General features: G+C 31.0%; 18 protein-coding genes. 15 read left to right on the plus strand and 3 right to left on the minus strand.

All coding sequences use genetic code 11. From position 1 onward, the window contains the following. Window positions 1-3 precede the first annotated feature (3 nt). The 3 genes from rimM (at window position 4) to rplS (ending at window position 1705) form a co-directional block, all read left to right on the plus strand. On the plus strand, window positions 4-504 hold the full coding sequence (gene rimM, locus B2G86_RS00255; protein ID WP_078356128.1) for a ribosome maturation factor RimM: 501 nt from the start codon (window positions 4-6) through the stop codon (window positions 502-504). Then, a complete protein-coding gene (gene trmD, locus B2G86_RS00260) occupies window positions 504-1226 on the plus strand; it encodes a tRNA (guanosine(37)-N1)-methyltransferase TrmD (RefSeq protein ID WP_078356129.1) in 723 nt (240 codons plus the stop codon). Before rimM ends, trmD begins: the two co-directional genes overlap by 1 nt. A gap of 128 nt (window positions 1227-1354) precedes the next feature. Then, window positions 1355-1705, plus strand: coding sequence for a 50S ribosomal protein L19 (rplS, locus tag B2G86_RS00265; protein WP_078356130.1), 351 nt, complete (start codon window positions 1355-1357; stop codon window positions 1703-1705). A gap of 1206 nt (window positions 1706-2911) precedes the next feature. Here rplS and B2G86_RS00270 read toward each other — a convergent pair. The 3 genes from B2G86_RS00270 to B2G86_RS00280 all read right to left on the minus strand — a co-directional run bounded on the left by B2G86_RS00270 (window position 2912) and on the right by B2G86_RS00280 (window position 9183). Further along, window positions 2912-5479, minus strand: coding sequence for a YfhO family protein (locus B2G86_RS00270; protein ID WP_078356131.1), 2568 nt, complete (start codon window positions 5477-5479; stop codon window positions 2912-2914). 154 nt (window positions 5480-5633) lie between these two features. Beyond that, window positions 5634-8228 carry a YfhO family protein gene (locus B2G86_RS00275; protein WP_078356132.1) on the minus strand — a complete coding sequence of 865 codons (2595 nt, stop codon included), beginning with the start codon at window positions 8226-8228 and terminating at the stop codon, window positions 5634-5636. A 25-nt stretch (window positions 8229-8253) separates the two neighbouring features. Further along, entirely contained in the window at window positions 8254-9183 is a 930-nt protein-coding gene (locus tag B2G86_RS00280) for a glycosyltransferase family 2 protein (RefSeq protein ID WP_078356133.1), read from the minus strand. A gap of 72 nt (window positions 9184-9255) precedes the next feature. Here B2G86_RS00280 and ylqF point away from each other — a divergent pair, with 72 nt between their 5' ends. The 12 genes from ylqF (at window position 9256) to codY (ending at window position 22689) form a co-directional block, all read left to right on the plus strand. Then, window positions 9256-10140 carry a ribosome biogenesis GTPase YlqF gene (ylqF, locus tag B2G86_RS00285; protein ID WP_078356134.1) on the plus strand — a complete coding sequence of 295 codons (885 nt, stop codon included), beginning with the start codon at window positions 9256-9258 and terminating at the stop codon, window positions 10138-10140. After that, window positions 10121-10897, plus strand: coding sequence for a ribonuclease HII (locus B2G86_RS00290; RefSeq protein ID WP_078356135.1), 777 nt, complete (start codon window positions 10121-10123; stop codon window positions 10895-10897). Before ylqF ends, B2G86_RS00290 begins: the two co-directional genes overlap by 20 nt. 103 nt (window positions 10898-11000) lie before the next feature. Beyond that, window positions 11001-12167: an ADP-forming succinate--CoA ligase subunit beta gene (sucC, locus tag B2G86_RS00295; RefSeq protein WP_078356136.1), complete on the plus strand. Its 1167-nt coding sequence runs from the start codon at window positions 11001-11003 to the stop codon at window positions 12165-12167. Window positions 12168-12184: 17 nt separating this feature from the next. Then, window positions 12185-13093, plus strand: a complete 909-nt coding sequence (gene sucD / locus B2G86_RS00300) for a succinate--CoA ligase subunit alpha (protein ID WP_078356137.1) — start codon at window positions 12185-12187, stop codon at window positions 13091-13093. A 178-nt stretch (window positions 13094-13271) separates the two neighbouring features. Continuing rightward, entirely contained in the window at window positions 13272-14162 is an 891-nt protein-coding gene (locus B2G86_RS00305) for a nuclease-related domain-containing protein (protein WP_078356138.1), read from the plus strand. Between the two features lie 279 nt (window positions 14163-14441). Continuing rightward, window positions 14442-15341 (plus strand): DNA-processing protein DprA, encoded by a 900-nt coding sequence (gene dprA / locus B2G86_RS00310; RefSeq protein WP_078356139.1) that lies wholly within the window; start codon window positions 14442-14444, stop codon window positions 15339-15341. A 79-nt stretch (window positions 15342-15420) separates the two neighbouring features. Then, window positions 15421-17493, plus strand: coding sequence for a type I DNA topoisomerase (gene topA, locus B2G86_RS00315; protein ID WP_078356140.1), 2073 nt, complete (start codon window positions 15421-15423; stop codon window positions 17491-17493). Window positions 17494-17677: 184 nt separating this feature from the next. Further along, window positions 17678-18979, plus strand: a complete 1302-nt coding sequence (gene trmFO, locus B2G86_RS00320; protein WP_078356141.1) for an FADH(2)-oxidizing methylenetetrahydrofolate--tRNA-(uracil(54)-C(5))-methyltransferase TrmFO — start codon at window positions 17678-17680, stop codon at window positions 18977-18979. Window positions 18980-19043: 64 nt separating this feature from the next. Then, on the plus strand, window positions 19044-19922 hold the full coding sequence (gene xerC, locus B2G86_RS00325; protein WP_078356373.1) for a tyrosine recombinase XerC: 879 nt from the start codon (window positions 19044-19046) through the stop codon (window positions 19920-19922). A gap of 13 nt (window positions 19923-19935) precedes the next feature. Further along, window positions 19936-20478 (plus strand): ATP-dependent protease subunit HslV, encoded by a 543-nt coding sequence (gene hslV / locus B2G86_RS00330; protein WP_037560086.1) that lies wholly within the window; start codon window positions 19936-19938, stop codon window positions 20476-20478. A 36-nt stretch (window positions 20479-20514) separates the two neighbouring features. Further along, window positions 20515-21897 (plus strand): ATP-dependent protease ATPase subunit HslU, encoded by a 1383-nt coding sequence (hslU, locus tag B2G86_RS00335; protein ID WP_420798267.1) that lies wholly within the window; start codon window positions 20515-20517, stop codon window positions 21895-21897. A gap of 18 nt (window positions 21898-21915) precedes the next feature. Beyond that, window positions 21916-22689 (plus strand): GTP-sensing pleiotropic transcriptional regulator CodY, encoded by a 774-nt coding sequence (codY, locus tag B2G86_RS00340; protein ID WP_078356143.1) that lies wholly within the window; start codon window positions 21916-21918, stop codon window positions 22687-22689. Window positions 22690-22771: the final 82 nt, after the last annotated feature.

Below are 22771 nucleotides of genomic sequence, written 5' to 3' on the forward strand. Positions count from 1 at the left end.
TCAATGAATGTTGAAATAGGTAAAATTGTAAATACACATGGCATTAAAGGTGAAGTTAAAATATTAACCGATTCAGATTTTACAGATGAACGTTTTAAAAAAGGTCAACTTATAAAAGTGAAAAATAAAAACGAAGAAATTCCTTTTACAATTGCATCACATAGAATACACAAGAACTTTCATTTATTAACATTTGAAGGTATTCATAATATTAATGATATTGAACATTTAAAAGGTTGCAAAATTTTTCAAGATCAAGAAAATGAATCGATTGAACTAGAAGAAAATGAATACTATTATTATCAAATTATAGGATGTACTGTGTTTGTTCAAGACGAAGCTTTAGGTAGAGTCGTTGATATTATGGAAACTGGTGCAAACGATGTATGGGTCGTTAAAGGTGATAAAGAATATTTAATACCTTATATTGAAGATGTTGTTAAATTAGTTGATGTTGATCGCAAAACAATTAAAATCGAACCATTAGAAGGTTTGTTAGATTAATGAAAATAGATTATTTAACTTTATTTCCAGAAATGTATGAAGGTGTGCTTAATCATTCCATAATGAAAAGAGCACAAGACAAAGAAATTGTTCAGTTTAACACTGTTAATTTTAGAGACTATGCAAATAATAAGCATTCACAAGTTGATGACTATCCTTATGGAGGCGGCCAAGGTATGGTGCTTAAGCCAGAGCCTATATTTAATGCCCTAGAAGCTTTGGATAAAACTGAAAAGACACGTGTTATTTTAATGTGTCCTCAAGGTGAACCATTTACTCAACAAAAAGCAGAGTCATTATCAGAAAGTGAGCATATCATCTTTATATGTGGTCATTACGAAGGTTATGATGAACGTATAAGAGAGCATTGTGTAACGGATGAAATCTCAATTGGCGATTATGTATTAACTGGTGGCGAGCTTGCAAGTATGACTATGACAGATGCTATTGTGAGGCTCATACCAGGAGTACTTGGCAATCAAGTTTCTCATGAAGATGATTCATTTTCATCTGGATTATTAGAGCATCCTCAGTATACAAGACCGGCAGATTATGAAGGATTAAAGGTTCCAGATGTATTGTTATCAGGTAATCATGCAAACATAGAAAATTGGAGACATCAACAATCCTTATTGAGAACACAACAGAGAAGACCAGATTTATTAGAGCAATATCCTTTAACTGAAAAAGATCAAAAATTCTTAAATAGCAATAAAAAATAGATTGAATCAAATTACCCGATGTGATATATTAATATAAGTGTGTGAGCACAATATCACTATGATCCGCTGCTAGCATTTAATTGAATTATATACATTGGGCAAGAACATAGTCAGAAGGAGAGAAAATAATGAGTAATCATAAGTTAATCGAAGCAGTAACTAAAGACCAATTACGTACGGACATTCCTACATTCCGTGCTGGTGACACTTTAACTGTACACGTACGTATCGTTGAAGGAAGTCGCGAACGTATCCAACTATTCGAAGGTGTAGTTATTAAACGTCGTGGTGGCGGTATTTCTGAAACGTTTACAGTTCGTAAAATTTCTTACGGTGTTGGTGTTGAACGTACATTCCCTGTACACACTCCAAAAATCGAGAAAATCGAAGTTAAACGTCGCGGTAAAGTACGTCGTGCGAAACTTTACTACTTACGTAGCTTACGTGGTAAAGCTGCTCGTATTAAAGAAATTAGATAAATTAAGACTTAGGTCATTGACCTTTGTACTTAAAGAAAAGAGCTTAGAATATATTATTCTAAGCTCTTTTTTGTGTAGAGAAAATGGGATTGTGAAGATAGGATTGATTGTGGAACTTGAAGGCATTGATTATAGGTCGTGTGCTAAGTGTGTGCTAACTGGCAGATTTCTGGATTGTGCACGTTAGATTGTTCTTAGTGGCAGAATTCTGGATAGTGCTCATTAGATTATTCTTAGTAGCAGAATTCTGGATTGTGATCATTAGACACAATTTCTTACGGACATTTCTCGGAATTATGTCCATTAGCAGCACTCTTACGGACATTACTCGGAATTATGTCCCTAACAGCACCTCTTACGGACATTTCTCAGAATTATGTCCCTTATACAATGAAGATAGTGGGATAAAAATAAATTTTTTTGAAAAATTGGATAAGATGTAATTTATAAGGCAGTTAATTTAAGAGATTGACCAAGTTGTAGATTAAGTCAGGAGTTAATCTAAGAGTATGGCCAAGTTATAGATTAAGTCAATAGTTAATCGAAGAGATAGTCTAAGTTGTAGATTAAGACAGTAGTTAATCTAAGAGATTAACCAAGTTGTAGATTAAGTCAGTAGTTAATCTAAGAGATCGGCCAAGTTGTAGATTAAGTCAGTAGTTAATCGAAGAGTTCAGCCAAGTTGTAGATTAAGTCAGTAGTTAATCGAAGAGATCGACCAAGTTGTAGATTAATTCGGAAGTTAAACGAAGAGATTGACCAAGTTGTAGATTAAATCGGAAGTTAAGCGAAGAGTTCGGCTAAGTTGTAGATTAAGTCAGGAGTTAATCGAAGAGATCGACTAAGTTGTAGATTAAGTCAGTAGTTAATCGAAGAGATCGATCAAGTTGTAGATTAAGTCACTAGTTAATCGAAGTGTTTTGCCAAGTTGTAGATTAAGTCACTAGTTAATCAAAGAGTTTTGCCAAGTTGTAGATTAAGTCACAAGTTAATCTAAGAGTTTTGCTAAGTTGTAGATTAAGTCAGTAGTTAATCGAAGAGATCGATCAAGTTGTAGATTAAATCGGAAGTTAATCTAAGAGATCGGCCAAGTTGTAGATTAAGTCGAAAGTTAATCGAAGACATCCTCAAAATCAACACCGCACAATGAAAGGCTGAGACAATTAATTTGTCTCAGCCTCTTCCAACGATTATTCATCTATGCTTTTATAATTTATACTTTTTTCTTAACCATACTAGCAATATCAGTCCTATCAACATTCCGCAAATACTCGTTTTGAAAAATGGTGTTTCATATGTTATTTTTACTTTTTTATCATTTTTATCGACTTTGATGTTAGACATTAAATAGTTCACTTTATTTATTTTAACTGGTTTTCCATCAATTGATGCTTTTAATCCTTTATTATAAATAATTGGCATAACGAGATTTCCTGAAGGATTTTTGTTTAAATCTATTTCATAATGTGTGTGTTTGTTATGAAATTTAATATTTTGAGATTGAGCATCTTTAGTAGCATTTTTTAATGTTGAATAATCTTCACCTTGTATGTTTTTTAAATTGAAATGATATGTTCCTTTTTTAAATTTTATATGAACGGTATTTGTTGATTTTATATTTGCTGTTGTAGTGTGATGTGGTCTAATATAACGATAGTTTAATCTATATCTAAATATTTTATTTTCATTAGTTGAAATATAATAGTTCATATCTCTAGGTTTTATTATTTTAGCGTCCATCATTAAATATAATGTTTTATATTTTTCAGCAGTATTTTTTGGTAAATCAATCGTTAAGCCACCACCATTTTTATTTACAGTTAAACGTTTACCATTATAACTTGCGTTATTGTATGAAATGTTTGCTGATTTAAGTAAGTCATTAGGTGGTTTAATTTGTTTGTTTGATTTTTTATCATTTGTAATTATGCCGTTTAACATGGCATGTTCTTTTTCTAAAGGACTGTCTAAATGTGTGTCATTATAAATGTTATTAACAACTCTTGCGCTAGGCAATTTTTCTGTATTTTCATATATGTGGAAATACTCATCTTGGTCTTTAAAGGAGTCAATTCTTTTTGAAAGTGCTGGATAATGTAAATTATCTTTTGCTTTAATAGTATAATCAACATTAAATAAACTGTTTAAGTTAGTTCTTTCAGAAAAGCTAGCGTAATAACTATTGCTATTTCTTGGCATACTGACTAATAAATCTTTTTCATAAAATTTAAGTATTTCTGCGTCGTAAATGCTACTATAAAGTTTAGTCCCATTAAAATTATAATACATTGCTGAATTGATAGAAAGTGGTCTTAACATATCAATACGTCTTAAATCATCAATTTGATTTTCTTTTAGTTTTTGAATTTTTGAGGATGTTTGTTGTGAATATATATTTGATTTACTGACAGTTTTAATATTTGGTGTATACTTTTTAATAACTTTATCTTGGTAGTTTTGTATAAGCGTAAATTGGTATGCAATAAGTACACAGCAAATAGCTATATTCAAATATTTAAACGGATGTTTTATTTTAAATAATAATAGAACGAGCATTATTGGTATGAAAATGAGCCAACTATAAAAAGATTGTTGCCAAAATGCTGAAATAGTAATGAATAAAATAGGTGGTACAGATGCTAAAAGAAATTGTTTTACTGTGATCATTTGGATATGTTGAACAAGCATTGCAGTAAGGCCAGCTGTAGATAGAGCTAATGCATAAACCCATCTTCTTTCAGGCATTGAAAAGCCGTTGAAAAACGAATCAAAATAAGGTGAAAATGATCCAATTAAAGATAAAATGGTGAATGTCGCTAATAATTTAAAATAATATTTCTTATATAATGGTTTTAAAAATAAAGCTGTAATAGATAGGAATGAAATCGTAATATAAAATCCACCATATAGCATATTATATTGCTTTTTAAATGGAATAATTGCATCAACATGATTGTTAATCAAGCTTCTATCGTTATTGATATAAGATAGAACACCTTGTACAAAACCAAAATTGCCAATTAAAAAACCAATCGTAATACATAAAATGAGATACAATAATTTTTGTTTAACTGTCAAAATGTCTTCTTTATATTTAAAAATAATTCTATATATTGCATAACAAGCTAAAATAATAAATTCATAATATGTAAAGTAAAAATTAGACGTAATCGTTACCGCTACTGCAAGTGTAAGTATCGTAATTTTCTTTTGTCTAAAGAGTAGTTCAATACCTAATAAAGCGAGTGGTAGGTAGAACATAACATCGCTAAAGAACGACCAAGTGAATGTAAAATAATAATAAACTGTTGAGCAAGCGTAAAGTATGCTACCTATAAAGGCATAAATTTTACGTATGTTGTACTTTAAAAATAAGAAATAAGTTACAACTATGATACACGCACATTTAAAGATTGCTATGGCTATTTGATTTGCAATAACAATATAGACTAAGTGTTCGTAGTTTGCAAAAAATTGATATATTAATACAAAACAAATACTGATCCAAGCAAAAGGAGAAGTTGAATAATAATAACTTAAATTAGAAAAATAATCTCCACCAAGACCAAATCCAATGTCATAAAACATTGTAAATTGTTTAGCATGCTCTATTAGAAACATTTGAAAAGGTATCATTTGTTTTAAACCGTCGCCAACACTTGTATATAAATCACCAAAGTGTATAAATCTATAAATGGTTGGTATGTAATATAGGATTGAAATAATAACTGATAGAAGTAATATGTATAGGATGTGTTTAAATTTCTTTAACATAATTGGTACCTTTTATCCTTTTAATATGTTGTTGTATAATTAGTTAATTATTCCCAATTATATGGATTGTTAAACTTTAACAGTAATACATTATTGATAAAGAAAAGGGGCTGAGACTTTTAAATTGTCTCAACCCCTAAAATAATAAGTTGAATTATGGTTTTCGATTAATTTTTCTTGTGAATATTATGCTCAGTCCTATGAATAGGATTGAAATGATGATCATTGTTTTAAAATAGGGTGGCGTATATGATAATTCTATATGTTTATCTTGTTTATCGACATCAACAGCAGTCATAATATGGTTTACCTTTTGAACAGGTGTTTTCTCTCCATCAACTTTAGCTCTCATACCATTTCTATAAGGGATATTGATAACCGCCGTTCCTTTATGGTGTGCTTTTAAATGTATATCTATTTTGCCATTTTCTTCTAGATAAGTGTATTGTTTGCGCTTATCAGCTTGTTTCAATGCATTGTAATTCTCGCCATACAACCCTTGTAATTTTAAGTTATATTTGCCATTTGTTAATCCTATAAAAATTTTACCGTCTTTCGGTACTGGAATACGGTACAACAAATCATCTTGATTCATTCTATATTTAGAGTCTTCAAACAGACGATTATTTTCATAATCATTAATTTGAATTGTAAAATTGGATTGAGGTAATTTCCGTTCTAAATGCATCATTAAATACATGTCTTCGTACTTACTTGCTACTTTTTTAGGTATATTTATTGTTATACCATCACCGTTATTTGGAACTGTTAAAGTATTATTATTATAGTTAGCATCTCGTTCTGTAATTTTTGTTTGATTTAATAAATTTTGTGTCTTGTTTAATTGTGCATACTCTTTTGAAGAGTCAGAAGTAGCAACACCTTTAATCATGGCATGTTCTAAATCTAATGGATTACTTATCTGTTTCTTATCAAAATATTGATTTGTAACTTTAACAGCAGGTAACATTTCCTCATTTTCTAATATTTGATATTTGCCATCATCGCTTTTGATTTTAAAGTTTGCAGGTGTTTCTTTTTGATAACTCTTTTTCATAATGTATTTAGTAGACCATAAACTATATAGATTCGATCTGCCTTGCATATTGCTATAGCGACTTAAAGATTCGTCTTGTAAATTTACTTTTGCATCGCTAAATAAATATTGATTTAATTGACCATCAAAAATACTTGAATATAAACTCATACCTTTAAAATGTTGGTACATCGGCGTATTATCTTGAGTTAATACTCTCCATCCAATTCTTTCATCATCATCAGTTTGATTTTTTAATTTCGATATATGCTTACGTTGAAGGCCACTATCAAATGTGCTTGCTTGTATATAAAAATCATTTGCTCTTCTTTCGTGGTCATCATGATAGATTTGATTTTTACTATGCTCTTTTGATACAAGAAAAGATAATAACAAAATCAACAATGCATAAATTATAATTGGTAGCTTACGTGTTACATTTAAAGTTAAAACAAGCAAACCACTAATGAATAAAATCGGAACCATCCATATCCATATAACATAATCTTTAGTTATGAAATAACTTGCAAATATAACAACAAAAGTTGGTAAAGTAGTTAAAATATAATGTTTAAGTGGAATTGTTTTAAAATAATAAACATAAAAACCAATTAAACCACTAGAGAAAAATGTTAATAAGTAATGCCATCTTTTTTGTGGAGCAGAAAAACCATTAAATACACTATCGACGTATGGTATAAAGCTAAAGACGATTAACATTATCGTAAATATACTGAATAGACGATAATAATAATATTTATATAATTTAAATGTAAGTAATGCTTGTATCGTAATAAATAGTACAACGAATAAATAGTTGTCATAAAAAATATTGTCGTGCTTCGTAAAATCTGAAAGTAATGGTATTCTACCTTGATATACTTCTCTATTATTACCTATAAAACTATGAGCAGAATGGAAAAATACAAACAAACTACTACCTAAACCAAGAACACTGGCAATAATTAATAACGTTAATTGCTGGATTCTAGGAACAATATCATCTTTATGAGTGAATATAATTCGATATAAAAAGTAAATTAGTCCTGTTAATAACTGGTAGTATGCAAAGTAGAAATTATTAATAAAAGTAATTGCAACAACAATAATGACCAAACCTATTTTTTTATCTTTTAAAAATCTTTCAATACTTAGAATTAAAAGAGGTAAAAGCATAAATACATCGCTAAAAAATGGCCAGTAAACTGTAAATCTAAAATAAATAGGAGATACAGCAAATAAAAATGACACAACAATAGAGGATATGTGATTTAATCCAAGTTTTTTAAATAGTAGAAATGTAAAAGTCATGATTAAAAATGATTTTACGATAGATATAAATATTGCGTTTTGTGCCCAAAAAATCATTTGTTCAGTATTAAAATTAAAAATGAATGAGCCTAACCAAATCAAAATTACGTTAATTATAAATAAAATATTTGTAGAAAAATAATATGCAAAATCCATAAACATATCTCCACCGAGTCCTAAATCAGTAGAATAGAAGAATGAACCACTCGTCCAATGTTCATATAAATACATTTGAATAGGGAGCATTTGTTCAATGCCATCATTAGGACCTGTGAAGATAACGCCATCTTTAAAATATCTGAAAAGCACATAACTATGACCTAATATTGCTAAAATAATGAATAGGAAAATATATTTAATTTTAACCTTGTTATTTATGTAATTTTTGAATTTGTTTACCATCTCATTCACCTATATCATTATTTAATTATTCATGTTTTTTTATATTTGATTGTTCTATTATATATTTCGGTCTATCTTTTGTTTCGTAATATATACGGCCAATATATTCTCCGATTACACCTAAACTAAATAATTGAAGTCCTCCTAAGAATAAAATAGCTGAAATTATTGTGAAATAACCAGGTTCTTCAATACCATGTAAGAGGATATTAATAAATGTTATAAAAATATATAACAGGCATATAAACATCGTAAAGCCACCGAAATAAAAGCATAATCGAAGCGGTTTATTATTAAAACTAATTATGCCATCTATTGCATAATCAATTAATTTAAATATGGAAAATTTTGAATAACCATCATTTCTTTCTTGATGGTCAAAAGTTATTGTTGTCTTACTAAAACCAACCCACTCAAATATTCCTTTTGAAAACCTATTATATTCAGTCATTTTTAAAATTGAATTTGCAACTTCTTTCGATATTAAACGAAAGTCGCCTTCACCACTTTTTAATTTAACATCAATCATATATTGAGATAGTTTATAAAATACTTTAGCAGGAATTTTTTTAATAAATGATTCATTTTTACGATTTCTTAAAGCGACGACTTGGCTAAAGCCTTCTTCGTGTAATTGAATCAATTTTGGAATTATTTCAGGAGGATGCTGCAAATCAGAATCCATAATAATAATGGCATCTCCATTAGAATGTTCCAATCCACAATACATAGCTGACTCTTTCCCAAAGTTATTAGAGAAAGAAACATATTTAACTCGCTCATCTTTTTCGGATAAAGATTTCAAGACTTGAAGAGAGTGATCAGTAGATCCATCATTAATAAATATTAATTCAAATTGATGTGACAAATTTAAAAAGACGTTCGAGACTTTTTCATGTAAAATAGAGATGTTAGTTTCCTCATTATAAAGAGGAACTATAATTGATAAGAACATAACAAACCTCCTATATAGATATGGTAAATATATCATATTTCATAAGTTTAAGATAAGAAAGGATAAATATAAATGACAATTCAATGGTTCCCTGGCCATATGGCTAAAGCACGTAGAGAAGTAACTGAACAATTAAAGATGGTAGATGTAGTTTTTGAGCTTGTAGATGCTCGAATACCGTTATCTTCTAGAAATCCAATGATTGATGATATCGTTAAACAAAAACCGAGAGTTGTAATACTCAATAAAAAAGATATGTCTAAACAAAGTGAAACAGACAAATGGATGCAATATTTCAAGAATCAAGGATTTTATCCAGTACAAATTGATTCTAAACATGGTAAACATTTAGGTGAGCTTATGAAGGCTGCACAAGCTGCAACTAAAGAGAAATTTGATAGAGAAAAGAGTAAAGGACTTCGCCCAAGAGCGATTAGAGCCATGATTGTAGGGATTCCTAATGTTGGAAAATCAACCCTTATTAATAAATTAGCCAAAAAATCTATTGCTAAAACAGGAAATACACCAGGTGTAACAAAAAAACAACAATGGATTAAAGTTGGAAAAGAATTAGAACTATTAGATACACCAGGTATTTTATGGCCGAAGTTTGAAGACCAAACGATAGGAAAAAAACTTAGTTTAACTGGTGCAATAAAAGATAGCATCGTTCATTTAGACGAAGTTGCGATATATGGATTGAACTTCTTAATTGATAATGATCCTGAAAAGCTAAAACAATTTTATCAAATAGAATTAAATGAAGAAGATGAAGTTGTAGATTTATTCGATCAAATTGGTAGAAGAAGAGGTATGTTGAAACGAGGAAATGAAATAGATTATGAATCAGTAACAGAATTGATTATTAGAGACTTAAGAAATGCTAAAATAGGCAACTATTGCTTTGATATTTATGAAGAAATGAAGGATGGACTTTATGAAACAAAAGAGCATTAAAGATATTACATCTGAGATTAATCTTTATGAATCAATTGATGAAATAAAAGGCTCGATTTATTACGAAGATGAAAGAAAAGGGGTTCAAACCGCTTTTAAAAAAAGATTAAAACAATTAGAAAAAATAGAAAATCTTAATCTGAAATATATTAAAATGAATCAATATGAGAATCAAATATTAGCTGATAAAGAAGAAGCACTGATATGTGGAATAGATGAAGTAGGACGAGGTCCATTAGCTGGTCCTGTTGTAGCAAGTGCAGTCATTTTAGAACGAGGCCATCATTATTTAGGTATTACAGATTCTAAAGCATTATCACAAAGTAAAAGAGTGTTTTTTGAACAAGAAATTTATAATAAAGCATTATCAGTAGGTATTGGAATAGCTACAGTTGAAGAAATCGATCAATTAAACATATATGAAGCTACTAAAGTTGCTATGCAAAGAGCGATTGACCAATTGGATTACAAGCCAGACCATTTATTGATAGATGCTATGAAGCTAGATAATGGTATTCCCCAAACATCAATTATTAAAGGTGATCTGAATAGTGTTTCTATCTCTGCAGCAAGTGTAATTGCAAAAGAGTACCGAGATAGATTGATGGTAAAGTTGAATTCAGAATATCCAGGATATGATTTTGATAAAAATAAAGGTTATGGTACTAAAGCTCATTTAGAAGGTATTGAAAATTACGGAATAACGCCTATTCATAGGAAATCTTTTGAGCCAATCAAATCAAAAGTGAAATATTAGTCTAACAATTCTTAAAAATAGACTCTCCTTGTTTACAATAACGCTTACATTTTCTATAATTGAGAAGTAAGCAAACATATTGTATGTAATAGGAGGATGGAGAATGAATATCCATGAGTATCAAGGTAAAGAGATTTTTCGCTCTATGGGCGTAGCTGTACCTAATGGTTCAGTGGCTTTTTCACCTGCTGAAGCAGTAGAAAAAGCAAAAGAATTAGATTCAAATGTTTATGTAGTTAAAGCACAAATCCATGCTGGTGGCCGTGGTAAAGCTGGCGGAGTTAAAATTGCTAAATCAATTGATGAAGTTCGTGAGTACGCCAAAGAATTATTAGGTAAAGTACTTGTTACACACCAAACAGGTCCAGAAGGCAAAGAAGTTAAACGTCTTTTAGTTGAAGAAGGATGCGATATTCAAAAAGAATATTACATTGGTTTTGTTATTGATAGAGCAACAGATAGAATTACTTTAATGGCTTCAGAAGAAGGCGGAACTGAAATTGAAGAAGTTGCAGCAGCAACTCCTGAAAAAATCTTCAAAGAAGTAATTGATCCTGTAACTGGATTAATGCCTTATCAAGCTAGAAGAATTGCATTTAATATTAACATCCCTAAAGAATCAGTGAATAAAGCTGTTAAATTAATGATGTCTTTATATAATGTGTTTGTAGAAAAAGACTGTTCAATTGTTGAAATTAACCCATTAGTTACAACTGGTGAAGGTGAAGTTTTAGCACTTGATGCAAAAGTAAACTTCGATGATAATGCTTTATTCAGACATAAAGATATCGTTGAAATGCGCGACTTAGAAGAAGAAGACGAGAAAGAAATCGAAGCTTCTAAATATGATTTATCATATATTGCTTTAGATGGAAATATTGGTTGTATGGTAAACGGAGCTGGTTTAGCTATGGCTACGATGGATACAATTAATCACTTCGGCGGTAATCCGGCTAACTTCCTTGACGTGGGGGGCGGCGCTACTAAAGAAAAAGTTACTGAAGCATTCAAAATCATTTTAGGTGATTCACAAGTAGAAGGTATATTTGTAAATATCTTCGGTGGAATTATGAAATGTGATGTTATTGCAGAAGGTATTGTAGCAGCTGTCAAAGAAGTTTCATTAGATATGCCTTTAGTTGTTAGACTAGAAGGTACTAATGTAGAACAAGGCAAACAAATCTTAAAAGAATCTGGTTTAGCAATCGAACCTGCATCAATCATGGCTGATGGTGCTCAAAAAATTGTTAAATTAGTTCAAGAACGATAAGAAAGGCGGAGAGTTACGTGAGTGTATACATCGATAAAAATACAAAAGTATTAGTTCAAGGTATTACTGGTGCAACAGCACTTTTCCATACGAAACAAATGCTAGATTATGGTACTCAAATCGTTGCTGGGGTAACACCTGGTAAAGGTGGCCAAGTAGTTGAAGGCGTACCAGTATTCAATACAATAGAAGAAGCAGTTGCAGAAACTGGCGCTACTGTATCAGTAATATATGTTCCAGCTCCATTTGCAGCAGATGCAATTGTTGAATGTGCAGACGCTGAATTAGATTTAGCGATTTGTATAACTGAACATATTCCAGTTATTGATATGATAAAAGTTAAGAGATATTTAGAAGGCAAAAAAACGCGTTTAGTAGGACCAAACTGTCCAGGTGTTATTACAGCTGACGAATGTAAAATTGGTATTATGCCAGGCTACATTCACAAAAAAGGTCATGTAGGTGTAGTATCACGTTCTGGTACTTTAACTTATGAAGCAGTACATCAATTAACTCAAGCTGGTATCGGTCAAACGACAGCAGTAGGTATTGGTGGCGACCCTGTAAACGGTACAGACTTTATTGATGTATTAAAAGCATTCAATGAAGATGACGACACATATGCTGTTGTTATGATTGGTGAAATTGGCGGTACAGCAGAAGAAGAAGCTGCTGAATGGATCAAAGCTAATATGACTAAACCTGTTGTTGGTTTCATCGGTGGTCAAACAGCACCTCCAGGAAAACGTATGGGTCATGCTGGTGCGATTATTTCAGGCGGTAAAGGTACTGCATCTGAAAAAATCAAAACACTTAATGACTGTGGCGTAGATACTGCAGATACACCATCTGTTATTGCTGAAACATTAATCAACCGTATTAAAAAAGAAGACGGTTTATATGAAAAATGTTTAACAATCAAATAATTTAGTTTATAAGAATAAGTGCAGTGTTTTTACGAGTAGTAAACACTGTGCTTATTTGGTGTTTTAATTTTGAGAGGAAAGGGACAATTAATTTGTCTCTCACCTCTTATTTTTTATGGACTAAATTAAATTCATATAATATAATATATGTAAAATATTTACAAACTAGGAGTGAAAGATGAACTTTAACTCAGATTTTTTATATTACAATGCTTTACAATCAAGATTTGAAGCTAATAATAGCAACTATGAAATAATAAATAAGATACATGGTTATGAAGGTGAACGTATTGTTGATAACCATTTAAAACTTCATGGAGATATCGTTTATAAACATAATCTTGAATTTATAGCTACGAATCCATTCCAAATTGACTTTTTAATAGTACATAATAATCAAATTAGTATTTTAGAAGTAAAACATTATTACGGGGACTTTGAATTTTTTAATCAATATATACAAAGTGCTCATCATAATCGTTATCCCTCACCATTTATACAACTAAAAAAAGGAAAAATAAATCTCCAACAAATTCTTCTCGAAATAGATATTAATCTACCAATAAATGAATATTTAATATTCTCAAATTCAACATTTACAGCAAAATCTTCAATTCCAAAACGCTCACAAGTACTTTTGAAATCAGAATTTCATAAATTCCCAAAATTATTTCAATCAAAACAGATTACTAGGGACAAGTTGATTCTTAAGCAAATCATGCAAAAACAACAATTTTTTTCACATAAATTTAAACAGAGAATTAAACTTGATTTTTCACTTATAAAGAAAGGTATTAAATGTCCAAATTGCAAAAAGCTTTATACTATTTCAATTGAAAAAAATAAGAAGTATACGATATGCATACAATGCAAGAATACTTTCAAACGAAGGACGGTTTATTATTTCAACATAATGGAATTAGCAGTTATAAAAGGGGAAGAAGGGTTTACCTTACAAGAGGCAATTCAATGGTGTGAAGCAGAAAATGTATATTCAGTAAGGAGGATATGTAATGAGTTTTTAGAATGTGAAGGACAAAGATATAAGAGATATTATTTAAAAACATAGAAAGAAGTTAGAGGGAGAGTTGATAACGAGGAAGAAATAGTAAACAAGCACGTTAGAAATTCTAACGAGCAAGACTCACAAAATAAGCACGTTAGGGCACAAATTAAGGTTTTAAAAGTGAAGGATCACACAAAAAAGCTATAAAAATCAGCTCTAACGAGCAAGAAATAGTAAACAAGCACGTTAGAAATTCTAACGTGCAAGACTCATAAAACAAGCTCGTTAACACTTTCTTCTTCTAACAATTATTAAATTAACATTGTAAGGAGCATAACTATTATGAATAATTATCAACAAACGATTTTGAAACTAATTTATGCAGGTTACACGACAAATCATATTCATAAAATGCTTCGATATGATTCAACCTTAAGTTTTGTAGCTTATCGAAGTGAGTTTTCAAATTTTATTTATAAAAGTAGATTAAATTATAACAATATGTTAGAAATGTATACTAAATATGTGAGTAGCGATATTGATAAAATTCTCAAAGCAATGCATATAAGAAACATTAAATTATTATTTAGTGATGATGAAAATTATCCAAGGCTATTGAAAGAAATTTATGATTATCCTTTAGTTTTATTTGGCATCGGTGATATGTCAATATTGAATAATGAGAAGAAATTAGCTATAGTCGGTTCAAGGAAGGCTACAACTTATTCTGAACAAATATGTAATGCTATTATTCCAAAGCTAATAAATACAAAAATAGCAATTGTCTCTGGTATGGCTATGGGTGCAGATTATTTTGCGCACTTAAAAACAATTGAACATGGTGGTCAAACAATAGGTGTTGCTGCTTTTGGTTTAGATTATCATTATCCAAACGCTACAAAATATATAAATGAATTAATGAGAAAATATCATCTTGTTATATCTGAGTATTACCCGACTACAAAAGTTCAAAAGTGGCGTTTTCCAGAAAGGAATCGTCTTATAAGTGGATTGTCTCAAGGTGTACTTGTTACAGAAGCTGATGAACGTAGTGGATCTTTAATAACAATCGATTTAGCTTTGGAACAAAATCGAAATGTTTATTGTTGCCCGGGGACGATTTTTCAGACGTTAAGTAAGGGTGGTAATAACAGAATTAAAGAAGGTGCAAAGCTTGTACAAAATGCTCAAGATATTATAGAAGATTATTGTACATTTAGTGAACAAAAACTAATTTTATAAAATGTTTTAATTGACAAAGCTGAATTTATCAGTTTATCATTTACACTTGTAATCAATAGAAAAGCAAGGGGGACTTACTTTGGCAGAAAATCTTGTCATTGTTGAATCGCCTGCAAAAGCAAAAACCATTGAAAAATATTTAGGAAAAAAATATAAAGTCGTTGCATCTATGGGGCATGTAAGAGATTTACCTCGTAGTCAAATGGGCGTTGATGTTGAAAATAATTATGAACCTAGATATATAACTATTCGCGGTAAAGGACCAGTCGTCAAAGATTTAAAACGTTATGCTAAAAAAGCAAAGAACGTTTATCTTGCAAGTGACCCGGACCGTGAAGGCGAAGCGATTGCGTGGCATTTAGCACATATATTAGATATAGATAAAAATGAAAAATCAAGAGTAGTATTTAATGAAATTACAAAAGATGCAGTAAAAGATAGTTTTAAGCATCCTAGAGAAATCGAGCATGAATTAGTAGATGCTCAACAAGCACGTCGAATTTTAGATAGATTAGTTGGTTATAATATTTCTCCTGTTTTATGGAAAAAAGTTAAAAAAGGTTTATCAGCTGGTCGTGTACAATCTGTAGCATTAAGACTAGTTATAGATCGTGAAAATGAAATTAATAATTTCAAGCCTGAAGAGTATTGGACAATTGAAGGTTTATTTAAACATAAAACAAAATCATTTAGTGCGAAGTTTTTACATGAAAAAAGTAAACCAGTTAAATTAAAAACTGAAAATGATGTTAAAAAAATAACAACTCAATTAGATGGAGATAAATTCGAAGTCACTCAAGTAACTAAAAAAGAAAAACTGAGATATCCAGCTAAATCATTTACCACTTCTTCTTTACAACAAGAAGCTTCTCGTAAATTGAATTTTAAAGCGAGAAAAACAATGATGCTTGCACAACAATTATACGAAGGTATCGATTTGAAACGCCAAGGTACAGTTGGTTTAATTACTTATATGAGAACAGACTCTACACGTATTGCTGACAGTGCAAAAGCAGAAGCTGCGACATTTATTGAGAATCAATATGGTAAAGAATATTTATCAAAATCAAAAGAAACAAAAGGTAAACAAGGCGCACAAGATGCCCACGAAGCTGTGAGACCAACAGGCGTTGAACGTACTCCTGATCAAATGAAAGCATTCTTATCTAGAGATCAATATCGTTTGTATAAATTGATTTGGGAACGTTTCATGGCTAGTCAAATGGCTCCAGCAATCGCAGATACTGTTGCAGCTGATATTACGCAAGGTGATTTGAAATTCAGAGCAAATGGTCAAACTATCAAATTTAAAGGTTTCATGAAAGTTTATGTTGAAACTAAAGATGATACGGATGAAGAAAAAGAAGGCAAGTTACCACCGTTAGAAAAAGGTGACCTTGTAACTGCTGAGAAAATTGATCCAAAACAGCACTTTACTCAACCACCACCTCGATACACTGAGGCACGTTTAGTTAAGACTTTAGAAGAACTTAAAATTGGTAGACCGTCGACTTATGCACCAACAATTGACACAATACAAAAGAGAAATTATGTAAAAGTCGATCAAAAAAGATTTGTTCCAACTGAACTAGGAGAAATCGTTCATGAATCTGTTAAAGAGTACTTCCCTGAAATCATAGATGTAGACTTTACTGTTAATATGGAAACACTTCTAGATAAAGTAGCTGATGGTGAAATTGAGTGGAAGAAAGTAATAGATATGTTTTATGAGAATTTCAAAATAGATGTAGCTAGAGCAGAAGAAGAAATGGAAAAAATCGAAATTAAAGATGAACCAGCTGGTGAAGATTGTGAATTATGTGGTTCTCCAATGGTTTATAAAATGGGCCGATATGGTAAGTTTATGGCATGTTCCAACTTCCCAGATTGTAGAAATACAAAAGCAATCATTAAAACAATCGGCGTGAAGTGCCCTAAATGTAAAGAGGGCGAAGTTGTAGAACGTAAATCTAAGAAGAATAGAATATTCTTCGGTTGTTCTAGATATCCTGAATGTGATTACACATCATGGGATAAACCGTTAGATCGTTCATGTCCTAAATGTGAAACTGTATTAGTTGAGCGTAAAAAAGGAAAATCAGCTCAAGTAGTGTGTCCAAATTGTGATTATAAAGAACAAGAACAAAAATAGAAATATAAAGTGCAAAAAGTTATTTTTAAGGATAACTTTTTGCACTTGTTTTTTGTTTTAATGATTTAAAGGTAAAACGTCACTAAATTTTAAAAATTATTATTACTTTATCATTTGATTAAATTCAGATTTGTTATACAATTCAATGTGGAGCAAAAATTGGAAAATCAAGGAGGCATATAAAATGACTTCAATTAACGTTATAGGAGCTGGGTTGGCTGGTTCCGAAGCGGCTTATCAAATAGCCAAGAGGGGAATACATGTTAATTTATATGAGATGAGACCGGTTAAGCAAACACCTGCACATCATACAGATCAATTCGCTGAACTAGTATGTTCGAATTCTCTACGTGGTAATCAGTTAACAAATGCAGTAGGTGTTTTAAAAGAAGAAATGAGACAACTTGATTCACTTATTATCAAAGCTGCAGATAATGCTCGTGTTCCTGCGGGAGGGGCACTTGCAGTAGATAGACATGATTTTGCAGGATACATTACAGATACATTAAAAAATCATTCTAATATAACTGTGAAAAACGAAGAAATTACTGAGATACCAGAAGGTCCAACAATAATTGCAACTGGTCCTTTAACAACAGAAAGTTTAACGAAGCAAATTATGGATATAACTGGTGAGGAGCAATTGTATTTTTATGATGCAGCTGCACCAATTATTGATAAAGAATCAATCAATATGGATAAAGTGTATTTGAAATCACGTTATGATAAAGGTGATGCAGCTTACTTAAATTGTCCTATGACAGAAGAAGAATTTGATACATTTTATAATGCTTTAATTAAAGCAGATGTTGTTCCTTTAAAAGAATTTGAAAAAGAAATTTATTTTGAAGGATGTATGCCTTTTGAAGTGATGGCTGAAAGAGGGAAGAAAACTTTATTATTTGGTCCAATGAAGCCTGTAGGTTTAGAAGATCCGAAAACTGGTAAAAGACCATATGCAGTTGTTCAATTGAGACAAGATGACGCTGCAGGTACTTTATATAATATTGTAGGTTTCCAAACTCATTTAAAATGGGGTGCTCAAAAAGAAGTTATTTCATTAATTCCAGGATTAGAAAATGTAGATATCGTGCGTTATGGTGTTATGCACAGAAATACATTCATTAATTCACCAAACGCTTTAAAAGAAACATATCAATTAAACTCTAGAAATGATTTATTCTTTGCAGGACAGATGACAGGTGTTGAAGGGTATGTAGAAAGTGCAGCAAGTGGATTAATTGCGGGTATTAATGCGAGTAAATTAGTTTCTGATTTAGAGCCTATTAAATTCCCAAGAGAAACTATTATTGGAAGTATGGCGTATTATATAACACATGCTAATAAGAAAAATTTCCAGCCTATGAATGCGAACTTTGGATTATTACCTTCATTAGAAAAACGAATTAAAGATAAAAAAGTACGTTACGAGACATTAGCTAATCGCGCTCTTAAGCACTTAAACTCATTTAAAGTAATGCTATAGTAAATATTTTAAGATTTATTATAATTGTGATACAATTCAGATAAATTGGGAGGAATAAGTAATGATGCATACAATTGAACAGCAGTTTATTGATATGCTAACGTATGAAAAGCAATTTTCTAATCATACTTTAAATGCATATCAGCTAGATTTAAACGAGTTTAACGCATTTTTACAATCCGAACATTTATCTTTAGATTCTTTTGAGTATAAAGATGCAAGGAGATACCTTGCTTTTTTATATGATAAGGGACATAAGCGAACAAGTGTATCACGAAAAATTTCGACACTAAGATCTTTATACCAATATTGGATGAGCGTAGATAGTGAAATACAAAATCCATTTGTTCAGCTCGTACATCCTAAAAAAGAACATCATTTACCAAGTTTTTTCTATGAAGAAGAAATGGAAAAGCTATTTAAAACGTTAGATGATGGTAAGAAAACAAATATTAGAGATAGAGTAATTTTAGAGTTGCTATATGCAACAGGCATACGTGTGTCGGAGTTAGTGCATATAAAGATAAATGATATAGACTTAAATTATTCATTTGTAAAAGTTTTAGGAAAAGGAAATAAAGAACGTATTGTTCCTTTTGGTGAATATTGTCAAAGTGCTATTACGGATTATCTTGAAAGCTTCAGAAATCAATTAAATATTGATCATGACTATTTAATTGTAAATATGAGAGGTCAAGCGATTACTGAACGAGGTGTGCGCTATGCACTAAATGAAATAGTGAAGCGAACTCAAGGGGTATATCATATTCATCCTCATAAATTGAGACATACATTTGCGACACATTTATTAAATCAAGGTGCTGATATGAGAAGTGTTCAAAGTTTATTAGGACATGAAAGTTTATCGACGACTAGTCAATATACACACGTAACGAAAGATCAGTTAAGAAAAGTATATCTATCTGCACATCCACGTGCGTAAAGGAGAATTTATAATGAGTTCATCATTACATGCAACAACAATTTTTGCTATTAGACATAATGGACATTCTGCAATGGCAGGTGATGGCCAAGTTACATTAGGTGAACAAGTCATCATGAAACAAACTGCAAGAAAAGTTAGAAGACTGTATCATGATAAAGTAGTCGCTGGCTTTGCTGGTAGTGTTGCAGATGCTTTTACATTATTTGAAAAGTTCGAAGTCAAATTACAAGAATACAGTGGGAATTTGACGAGAGCTGCTGTAGAGCTTGCTCAAGAATGGCGAGGAGATAAAATGCTACGCCAACTTGAAGCGATGTTAATCGTTATGAATGAGACAGATTTATTAGTTGTAAGTGGTACAGGCGAAGTTATCGAACCAGATGATGGTATAATCGCTATTGGTTCTGGCGGTAACTATGCATTAAGTGCTGGAAGAGCGCTTAAGTCATATGCACCACATTTATCAGCTAAAGAGATAGCGGAAGCTTCATTGAATACTGCTGCAGATATTTGTGTGTTTACAAATCATGAAATAAAAGTAGAAGAAATATAAATGGAGGGTTTAAGGTTGTCACAAAATCAATTGAAAATGACACCGCACGACATTGTTGATCGATTAAATGATCATATCATTGGTCAACAAGATGCAAAACGTAAAGTTGCTATTGCACTAAGAAACCGTTATAGACGTAGTTTGTTAGACGATCAACTAAGAAGTGAAATTATACCTAAAAATATTCTTATGATTGGCCCTACTGGTGTAGGTAAGACTGAAATAGCTAGAAGAATGGCTAAGTTAGTTGGAGCACCGTTTGTAAAAGTCGAAGCTACGAAATTTACTGAAGTAGGTTACGTAGGACGCGATGTTGAAAGTATGATTCGAGATTTAGTTGAAGTAGGTCGTCGTATAGTCAAAGAGGAAAAGAAAAAAGAAGTACATGATGACGCTACTAAGAAAGCGAATGAAAAATTAATTAAATTACTTGTACCAAGTATGAAGAAAAAAGCACAAAGTAATGGTAACAACCCACTTGAATCTTTATTTGGCGGCCAATTTCCAAACTTTAACCAACAAGAAGAAGTTGAAGAAGCACCAACTGAAGAAATTAAAACGAAACGTGAAGATATAAAGAATCAATTATCTAACGGTGAATTAGAAGAAGAAATTGTTAAAATCAAAGTAGAACAAGAGCAACAATCTTTAGGCATGATGGGCATGGAAAATAATCCACAAATGCAAGATATGTTAAGTCAAATGATGCCTAAGAAAAAAATAGAACGTAAACTATCAGTTAAAACTGCAAGAAAAATTTTAACTGATGAAATTGCTAACGAATTAATTGATCAAGAATCAGTAAATGAAGAAGCCATCCAGTTAACTGAACAAATGGGCATGGTGTTTATTGATGAAATAGACAAAATTGCAGTTAGTAATAATAATGGTGGGCAAGATGTTTCAAGACAAGGCGTTCAAAGGGATATTCTTCCTATAGTAGAAGGTAGCGTAGTACAAACAAAATATGGTTCTATCAATACAGAGCATATTTTGTTTATCGGGGCTGGGGCATTCCATATGTCTAAACCTAGTGATTTAATACCTGAACTACAAGGTAGATTTCCAATTCGTGTTGAATTAGACAGTTTGACTACTGAAGATTTTGTTAAAATTTTAAAAGAACCAAAACAATCATTACTTGAACAGTACAAAGCGATGTTACAAACTGAATTAGTAACAATCAACTTTACTGATGAAGCTATCAATAGATTAGCTGAAATTGCTTTTCAAGTGAACCAAGAAACAGATAATATTGGCGCAAGAAGACTGCATACAATACTTGAAAAAATGTTAGAAGATCTTTCTTTCGAAGCTTCAAATATGCCAAATGCAGTAGTAGATATTACACCAGAATACGTTAATCAAAAATTAGAATCGATTGCAACAAATAAAGATTTAAGTGCATTTATTCTATAAAAAAGGAGAAAAAATTAAATGAGTTTATTAACAAAAACAAGAGAATTAAATACATTGCTACAAAAGCATAAAGGTATTGCTGTAGATTTTAAAGATATGGCAAAAACTATAAGTGATGTAACAGTTACAAATGTATTTATTGTGTCAAGAAGAGGTAAAATTCTAGGTTCAAGCTTAAATGAATTATTAAGTAACGAGCGTATTATTAAAATGTTAGAAGACAGACACATACCTAAAGAATATACTGATCAATTAATGCATGTTGAACAAACAATGTCTAACATTGATATTGAGAACGTTCTAACTGTATTTCCACCAGAAAACAAAGAACTATTCGTAGATAGCCAAACAACAATCTTCCCTATTTTAGGTGGCGGTGAACGTTTAGGAACATTAGTAGTTGGTCGTGTTTCTCAAGACTTTAATGACAATGACCTTGTTCTTGGTGAATATGCAGCAACTGTAATCGGAATGGAAATTTTAAGAGAAAAACATAACGAAATTGAACAAGAAGCAAGAGATAAAGCAGCTATTACTATGGCAATTAATTCACTTTCTTATTCAGAAAGAGAAGCAATTGAACATATATTCGAAGAACTTGGTGCACCTGAAGGTTTATTAGTAGCTTCAAAAGTTGCTGATAGAGTTGGTATTACAAGATCTGTAATAGTAAATGCATTAAGAAAATTAGAAAGTGCTGGCGTTATTGAATCACGTTCTTTAGGGATGAAAGGTACATTCATTCGAATCAAAAAAGAACGTTTCTTAGATGAATTAGGTTTAAATAAATAAAATACTTGATGAACAGTATAAGATGTGATATATTTAACAACGGCTATAAAAGCCAAATTCACACATATTCACGTAAATTATA

The sequence above is a fragment of the Mammaliicoccus fleurettii genome (assembly GCF_002018435.1).
Taxonomy (GTDB): Bacteria; Bacillota; Bacilli; order Staphylococcales; family Staphylococcaceae; genus Mammaliicoccus; species Mammaliicoccus fleurettii.

Bases quoted from the DNA above. Each gene is read 5' to 3' on its own strand.
- ylqF (WP_078356134.1), top strand. From the start codon at position 9,256: ATGACAATTCAATGGTTCCCTGGCCATATGGCTAAAGCACGTAGAGAA.
- codY (WP_078356143.1), top strand. From the start codon at position 21,916: ATGAGTTTATTAACAAAAACAAGAGAATTAAATACATTGCTACAAAAG.
- hslV (WP_037560086.1), top strand. From the start codon at position 19,936: ATGAGTTCATCATTACATGCAACAACAATTTTTGCTATTAGACATAAT.
- trmD (WP_078356129.1), top strand. From the start codon at position 504: ATGAAAATAGATTATTTAACTTTATTTCCAGAAATGTATGAAGGTGTG.
- rplS (WP_078356130.1), top strand. From the start codon at position 1,355: ATGAGTAATCATAAGTTAATCGAAGCAGTAACTAAAGACCAATTACGT.
- B2G86_RS00280 (WP_078356133.1), bottom strand. From the start codon at position 9,183: ATGTTCTTATCAATTATAGTTCCTCTTTATAATGAGGAAACTAACATC.
- xerC (WP_078356373.1), top strand. From the start codon at position 19,044: ATGCATACAATTGAACAGCAGTTTATTGATATGCTAACGTATGAAAAG.
- B2G86_RS00270 (WP_078356131.1), bottom strand. From the start codon at position 5,479: ATGTTAAAGAAATTTAAACACATCCTATACATATTACTTCTATCAGTT.
- B2G86_RS00290 (WP_078356135.1), top strand. From the start codon at position 10,121: ATGAAACAAAAGAGCATTAAAGATATTACATCTGAGATTAATCTTTAT.
- B2G86_RS00305 (WP_078356138.1), top strand. From the start codon at position 13,272: ATGAACTTTAACTCAGATTTTTTATATTACAATGCTTTACAATCAAGA.
- sucC (WP_078356136.1), top strand. From the start codon at position 11,001: ATGAATATCCATGAGTATCAAGGTAAAGAGATTTTTCGCTCTATGGGC.
- hslU (WP_420798267.1), top strand. From the start codon at position 20,515: ATGACACCGCACGACATTGTTGATCGATTAAATGATCATATCATTGGT.
- rimM (WP_078356128.1), top strand. From the start codon at position 4: ATGAATGTTGAAATAGGTAAAATTGTAAATACACATGGCATTAAAGGT.
- dprA (WP_078356139.1), top strand. From the start codon at position 14,442: ATGAATAATTATCAACAAACGATTTTGAAACTAATTTATGCAGGTTAC.
- trmFO (WP_078356141.1), top strand. From the start codon at position 17,678: ATGACTTCAATTAACGTTATAGGAGCTGGGTTGGCTGGTTCCGAAGCG.
- B2G86_RS00275 (WP_078356132.1), bottom strand. From the start codon at position 8,228: ATGGTAAACAAATTCAAAAATTACATAAATAACAAGGTTAAAATTAAA.